This window comes from Actinoplanes sp. NPDC051851 (genome assembly GCF_040681165.1).
GTDB lineage: Bacteria > Actinomycetota > Actinomycetes > Mycobacteriales > Micromonosporaceae > Actinoplanes.
Window position 1 is genome coordinate 1 of the sequence record NZ_JBFAYF010000021.1, and the last position, 6,466, is coordinate 6,466.

The window sequence follows — 6,466 nt, forward strand, 5'->3', positions numbered from 1 at the left end:
AGGACCAGGTCGAGGACTACGCGAAGCGCCGGGGCCTGCCGCTCGGCGAGGTGGAGCGCTGGCTGCGCCCCAACCTCGCCTACTCGATCGACTGACCGGCGATGCGGTCGGCAGTGCTACAGATCGGCGCGGGTGACCAGGGCCCACTCGTGATCGTCGTTGGCCAGGCAGTCGGTGAGGGTGATCGGTGCCGCGGGACGGCCGGGACCGTTGCCGAACACGTCGAGGCAGAGTCCTTCGTCCGTGTGGATCAGGCGGTAGTAGCGGAATCCGCCGGCGGTGAGCTGTGGCTGCAGCCGGAACTCCTGGTTGTCCAGCGGGTCGCAGTTCAGCACCACGACGTCCACACCCGCCTCGACCGCGCCGGTCCCCTCCGCGTCGAGGCACCGGCCGGCCGTGGTGTCCCGGATGAGGTAGAGCTGGTTCCCCGAGGCGTCCTCGCCCGTGGGCACGAACACGAACTCCTGGTTGTCGGCGGCGTCCTTGATGCAGACGTCGTGAACCACCGGCTGCTTGTTCTTCCCGGCCCCGGTTCCGTCCAGGTCGGCGCAGTACCCCGTCTCGTAGTTCCTGAGGAAGAACGGCCCGTAGCTCGCCGCGGTGACATCGGCGGCCGCGACCGGCGGCTGCCCGTCCGGAGCGGACGTCGTGACCTTCGGCTTCGGGCTCTTCGAGGAGGGCTTCGGCGCCGGCGACCGCGTGGCCGGTGGCGTCACGATCGATGGCTGCGGGGAGGAGGCCATGACGGCGGCCGGGGAGGTGGGGCCGGCGACGGCCGGCACCGGGTTCTCCGGCGACGCGCCCGCGGTGACCTGTTCGTTCTGGCCGGTGTTCCGGTAGACGGTGAAACCCGCCCCGCCCATCAGGGCGAGTGCCAGGACGGCGACGGTTCCCGCGAGCACCGGCACCGCCCGCTCCCGCCGTGGGGCCAGCGACGCGGGCTGTGGTGAGGCGGGCTGTGGTGAGGCGGGCTGTGGTGAGGCGGGCTGTGGTGACGCCGGCGCTGGTGGCAGCGAGATCGACGGGAGCTGTGGCGAGGTGGCCAGGAGCTGGTCGAGCAGCTCCCGGGCGGTCGGCCGGGCCGCCGGATCCTTGGCGAGCGACCGTTCCACGAGTGCGCGCAGCGGACCGTCCGCCAGCCCGTCGAGCACCGGCGGCTGGGTGAGCATCTTCGCGAGCGTCGCCATCGGCGAGTCGGCCGTGAACGGCGGCCGCCCGGTCCCGGCGAACGCGACGACACAGCCCCAGGCGAAGACGTCCGCGGCCGGGGTGAGCGGCGTGGCGGGCTCGTCGAAGCGTTCCGGCGCCATGTAACCGACGGTGCCCATGAACTGCCCGGTCCGCGTGTGCTGGGTACCGGCCGCCGTCATGGCCCGGGCGATACCGAAGTCGATCACCTTGGGGCTGCCGGGCGCGAGCAGTACGTTGCCCGGTTTGAGGTCGCGGTGGATGACTCCGGCCTCGTGGATGACGGTCAGTGCGGTGGCGATGCCGACCGCTACCGCGTGCAGGTTCGCGGCGGTCAGTGGGCCCTTCTCCCGGACCTCGGCGCCGAGCGTGGGGCCGTCGACGTACTCGACGACCAGGTAGGGCTGGGGTGCGTCCGGGTCGGCGTCGAGGACCTCGGCGGTGCAGAACGGCGGTACCTGCCGGGCGCGGGCCACCTCGCTGCGGAACCGCCGCCGGAACTCCTCGTCGTGGGCGAGCGCGGGGTACACGACCTTGACCGCGACCAGCCGCCCGTCCCGGCCGCGCGCCAGGTAGACGACGCCCATGCCGCCCGCACCCAGCCGGCCGAGCACCTCGTACTCGCCGACCCGATCGGGGTCACCCGCCTGCAACGGCCCTGACCGCGATCCGCCCTGCTCGCTCAAACCTGCTCCACGAATTGAAATGCCTGGTCAGGGCTGTTTTTCGAAAGGTTATCCGATGGTGTCGGAGCAGGAGCCTAGCCTATGTGGAGAGTTGCCCGCTCTGGGTCGAGGTGTAGGCCCTTTCGCCGAGCCTGTTCGGCTGTGGGAGACCTGGGGCGGTCAGTCAGGAAGGTGCGGGGCGCGGGAAGGTGTCCAGCAGGCTGGACGGCATTTCAGGCGGGTTCCCGTCGGTGGGTGGCCGCCAGGTGGACCAGTCCTGGGCGAGCGGGCCCTCGCGGGCTTCGGCGAAGGCGACCGCGCGCTGGCGAGCCTGGTCGATCCGGTGGTGTTCCGCGTCGTCGATCAGGCCGAGGCGCCGGGCCTGGTCGTACTCGTCCTGGTCCTTCCAGTGCCATCGGCCGTCGGGGCGATGATCAGGTCGAGCAGGAGGTCGAAGGTGTCGATGCCGTGCGGGGTGCGGGTCACCGGGCGCTCGAAGTTGAGCTTCCAGTAGGCGGTGCCGGCGGTGATCGGCTGGTAGTACTGGAGGTTGAAGTCGGGGTCGAAGCCGACCCAGGTCAGGACCGCCGTGTCCTGCCAGATCCACTCGCCGAGCGTCCAGTTTCGGGCGGCGAGGTCGGGGATGGCCTGTTTGCGGACCGATACGTCGCCGGTGCGGAACCAGTCGATCCAGGTGGTCGGCGAGTAGGTGCGGGTGCCCGGCCAGAGCACGAACTGCAGGTGGGTGCCGTCGTCGGCCAGGACGCGATGACCGGCGGCGGTCCACACGCGGCCGTCGAGCATGTCACGCCGCGCGATCGTGCTCCCGGCAGGGAAGCGCGGGGAGGTCATGACCTAATCAGTACAGGTGTGTGACGTCGTGACGGAAGAGTGCGCTCGCCGCGCTCTGTCCTGTGTGGGGGCGGTGTGCGCACACGGACGGTGCGAGTGGGGCGATGCGTGCACGCGATCGACCGGGAGAAGGGGCGGTAGGCGACCACGATCCGCGACCGTGTGCTCGCGCAGCCGCCAGAGGGGCGCCGGAACGACTCGATCAGTGATCGAGGACACCCGCCGCCCCGGCCAGCCATGATCGTGAGCTCGGACGGCCCGCGGCATCCCCTCGGCGATCGCGAGAGCCAGGTCCTGCTCTTCGGCGTCCGCCTCGGCGGCCTCGTCGCGGCCGGCCTGCTCGGCGGCGGTCGCGGTGGCCTGATGCAGCAGGATGTCGCCGCCCCACGCGGCCTGCCGTGCCGGGAGGCCGCCGGTCAGCAGCAGCCCGACGATCGTGTCGAGCAGCCGCAGGTAGTGCGGGCCGCAGGGGCGCGGCGTCAGCACCGAACACGATCGTGGCGAACATGTTCGTCAGTTGCCCAGGAGCGCCTTGGAGACCTCGTCCGGGTGGGTCAGCAGGGCCTCGTGACCGCCGGGGACCGGGATCGGCTGCACCCCGGCGCGGGCGGCCAGCTCGGCCCCCGGTGCGGCCAGCGCGGTGTCCTTCTCGGCCAGCACGTACGTGATCGGCACGCCGAGGGTGTCCACGCCGGGGAGGTCCTGCGCGTCCAGCATGTAGCCGCCGGGCTGCGGCATCAGCTGGTCGAACACGACCCGCTGCAGCGCCTCCGGCTGGCCGGGCATCAGGCCCTGCGCGAACGTGCCGAAGTCGATGCCGATGGTGCCGTCGGGGGCGGCCGCGATCGCGTCCCGGACGAAGCCCTCCATCGGGCCCATCGCCGCGGCCATCGACTCGCCGGGCCGCGGGATGAACGCGCTGAAGTAGGCGATGCCGGCCAGCCGGTCGCCGAGGCGGTGCGCGGCGCCGGTGATCGGGATGCCGCCCCAGCTGTGCCCGACCAGGACGACGTCGCGCAGGTCGCGGCGTTCGACCGCGGCCACGATGTGGTCGACGGCGTCGGTCAGCCGCAGTCCGGCCGGGTCGTCGCCCAGGCTCAGGCCGGGCATGGTGAGCGCGGTGGCGCCGTGGCCGGCGGCGTGTACGCGGTGGCCCACCGGGTGCCAGGACCAGCCGCCGTGCCAGGCGCCGGGGATGAAGACGTAGTGCATCGGACCTCCTCGTAAGAGTGCGGCCAGACCGTAGCATGTTGATCAGAGTCGACTCTGATGAACAGAGTCGCCTGCGGCTGATCTATGATCGACCGCATGCCCACCGCGTCGTCCCCCGTCAACCGCCGGAGTGAGTACGCGCGGATGACCCGCGAGGCGATCCTCGACGCGGCCCGCTCGCTCTTCATCGAGCAGGGCTACTACGCCACGAAGGTGGAGCAGATCGCCGAGGCGGCCCGGGTGGCGCCGGCGACCGTCTACGCCGTCGGCGGCGGCAAGAGCGGCCTGCTCCGTACGCTGATCGAGACGAGCGTGCACTCCACCGAGAACGGCCGCCTGCTCGCCGAGATCGAGACCGCCACCGACCCCGGCCACCTGATCGCTCTGGTCGTCGCCGCGTCACGCGCCCGGTTCGGCCAGTGGTCCACGCTGATGCGCCAGGTCGTCGCCGCCGCACCGCAGGAACCCGCCGTCCGGGAGGCGATGGAGATCGCGCACGACGGGCTCCGCAACGGCCTGCGGGTGACCGCCGACCGCCTGGCCGCGCTGGGCGCCCTCCGCGACGGCCTGGACGCCGCCGAGGCGTCGGACATCCTCTGGCTCTACCTCTGCAACGCCGCCTACTTCGTCCGCGGCGACGACCTCGGCTGGTCCCTCGACAGGTCCGAGGCCTGGCTCACCGCCGTGCTGCGCCGCGAGCTCCTGGCTTCCTGACGTACGCGTCAGAGCTTGCGGATCTCCACGTCGAGGAAGGCGACGCTGGTGTCGTGGTCGCGCTGGTCGTCGGTCTCCAGGCCCAGCTCGACGTGGCCGGTCCGCAGGCGCTCGCCGGTGACGGCGGCCTTGCAGAATGGGGTGCCGTCCACCGAGACGGTGGCCACGGCGTCCTCGATGGTCAGGTCGACCCGGTGCTCGCCGCCGTCGGAGAAGGCCGCCGAGTGGACGGTCGCGAGGGTGGCCCGGTCGTCGTCGGAGTCGCGGGAGAGGGTGACCTGTTTCGGGCAGAGGAACAGGTTGTAGCCGAGGGTGTCGGTGACCCGGCGGAAGCCGATCCAGGCGCAGCTGTGTGGCTCCAGCAGTGCGGTGGTGACCGAGATCGACTGGTCGCCGGCCACCTGCTGCGCGGGTCCGGGGCAGGAGTTGGCGTTGGTGTCGCGGGTCGTGGCGACCATCCGGCCGCCGGTGAAGGAGCAGGTGCCCAGCTCGTCCTCGGCGCTCTCCCACCAGCCCTGCTGGTTCAGCCGGTCGCCGATCAGCAGGCGGCCCGCGGGTGCCGGGGAGGAGGACGTGGACGGGGTGGGCGGCGCGGACCGGGCGGGTGAGGCGGTGCCCGGTGCCGGAGTGGCCGCCGGTGGCGGGGCGGGTTCCGCGTTGCCGGTCAGGGCCACGACGGCGGCCAGGCCGAAGATCGCCACGGCCGCGGCGGTCATGGTCAGGCCCCGGCGCCGCCCGGAGTCCTCGACCCGGTGTGCGCCCCGGGCCCGGACCGCCTGGGCCGCGCGCTGCAGTTCCGGATGGCCGGTGAGTCCCGCCGCGCTGTGTGAACCGGTGTCCAGCAGCAGGTCCAGGAGCTGTGCCGCGGTGGGGCGGGCCGCCGGGTCCTTGTCGAGCGCGCGGGCCACGATCTCGCGCAGCGGGGACGGCAGGGTGCCCAGCTGCGGCGGCTGGGTGAGGATCCGGGCGGCGGTCGCGGCGGGGGAGTCGGCCGAGAACGGGGTGCGGCCGGTGCCGGCGTACGTGATCAGCACGCCCCAGGCGAAGACGTCGGAGGCCGGGCCGACGCCGGGCTCGTGCTCCGCGAAGCGCTCCGGGGCCATGTAGGTCACCGTGCCGACCATCTGGTCCGTGCGGGTGTGGCCGCTCGTCGCCTCGAACGCGCGGGCGATGCCGAAATCGATCACCTTCGGCGAGCCGAGGGCGAAGAGCACGTTGCGCGGCTTGAGGTCGCGGTGGATGACGCCGGCGCCGTGGATCGCGGTCAGGGCGGTGGCCACGCCGATCGCCACGCTGTACAGGTCACCATCGGTCAGCGGGCCGCGGTCGTGGATCACCTCGGCCAGGTCCGGGCCGTCCACGTACTCGACCACCAGGTACGGCGTGGCGTGCTTCGGGTCGGCGTCGAGGACCGCGGCCGTACAGAAGGAGGGTACCGCCCGGGCACGGTCGACCTCGTTGCGGAAGCGGCCCCGGAACTCGGCCTGACTCGCCAGCTCGGGACGGATTATCTTGACGGCGACGAGGCGTTCGTCGCGGCCGCGGGCCAGGTAGACGGCGCCCATGCCGCCGGCGCCGAGACGGCCGAGCAGCCGGTAATCGCCCAGCTCCACAGGGTCGCCGGGATGCAGTGGATCAATGGGCATGGGGCCGTACGGTACCGGCGCTCCCTGGAAGACGGAAGTCGATGGACCGTTCAGTCGGCGCCCGCCCTCCGGACGGACCGTACGCACCGTGATCGAACCCTTGCTAGCGATCTTTAGTTTGGTTAGCCTACCCTAAGCAATGATCGACACTAGTGATTGCGTCTGGCCGTGACGGCCTGAGGAGGTCCA

At 71.9% G+C, this 6,466-nt stretch carries 6 protein-coding genes; 1 reads left to right on the forward strand and 5 read right to left on the reverse strand.

What is annotated here, in order from left to right:
- Nucleotides 1–116: 116 nt before the first annotated feature.
- The 4 genes from AB0M08_RS20955 to AB0M08_RS20970 all read right to left on the reverse strand — a co-directional run bounded on the left by AB0M08_RS20955 (nucleotide 117) and on the right by AB0M08_RS20970 (nucleotide 3,917).
- Nucleotides 117–1,874 carry a serine/threonine protein kinase gene (locus AB0M08_RS20955; protein WP_364495563.1) on the reverse strand — a complete coding sequence of 586 codons (1,758 nt, stop codon included), beginning with the start codon at nucleotides 1,872–1,874 and terminating at the stop codon, nucleotides 117–119.
- A 342-nt stretch (nucleotides 1,875–2,216) separates the two neighbouring features.
- Nucleotides 2,217–2,705, reverse strand: a complete 489-nt coding sequence (locus AB0M08_RS20960) for a hypothetical protein (protein ID WP_364495566.1) — start codon at nucleotides 2,703–2,705, stop codon at nucleotides 2,217–2,219.
- A 3-nt stretch (nucleotides 2,706–2,708) separates the two neighbouring features.
- Entirely contained in the window at nucleotides 2,709–3,191 is a 483-nt protein-coding gene (locus AB0M08_RS20965; RefSeq protein ID WP_364495569.1) for a hypothetical protein, read from the reverse strand.
- 27 nt (nucleotides 3,192–3,218) lie between these two features.
- Complete coding sequence (locus tag AB0M08_RS20970) at nucleotides 3,219–3,917, reverse strand: alpha/beta hydrolase (RefSeq protein WP_364495571.1); 699 nt, start codon at nucleotides 3,915–3,917, stop codon at nucleotides 3,219–3,221.
- Between the two features lie 96 nt (nucleotides 3,918–4,013).
- Between AB0M08_RS20970 and AB0M08_RS20975 the strand changes: the two genes are divergently transcribed.
- Nucleotides 4,014–4,631 carry a helix-turn-helix domain-containing protein gene (locus AB0M08_RS20975; protein ID WP_364495574.1) on the forward strand — a complete coding sequence of 206 codons (618 nt, stop codon included), beginning with the start codon at nucleotides 4,014–4,016 and terminating at the stop codon, nucleotides 4,629–4,631.
- Nucleotides 4,632–4,639: 8 nt separating this feature from the next.
- On the opposite strand, the gene AB0M08_RS20980 is transcribed toward AB0M08_RS20975, so the two are convergent.
- Entirely contained in the window at nucleotides 4,640–6,277 is a 1,638-nt protein-coding gene (locus AB0M08_RS20980) for a serine/threonine-protein kinase (RefSeq protein WP_364495577.1), read from the reverse strand.
- Nucleotides 6,278–6,466 lie beyond the last annotated feature (189 nt).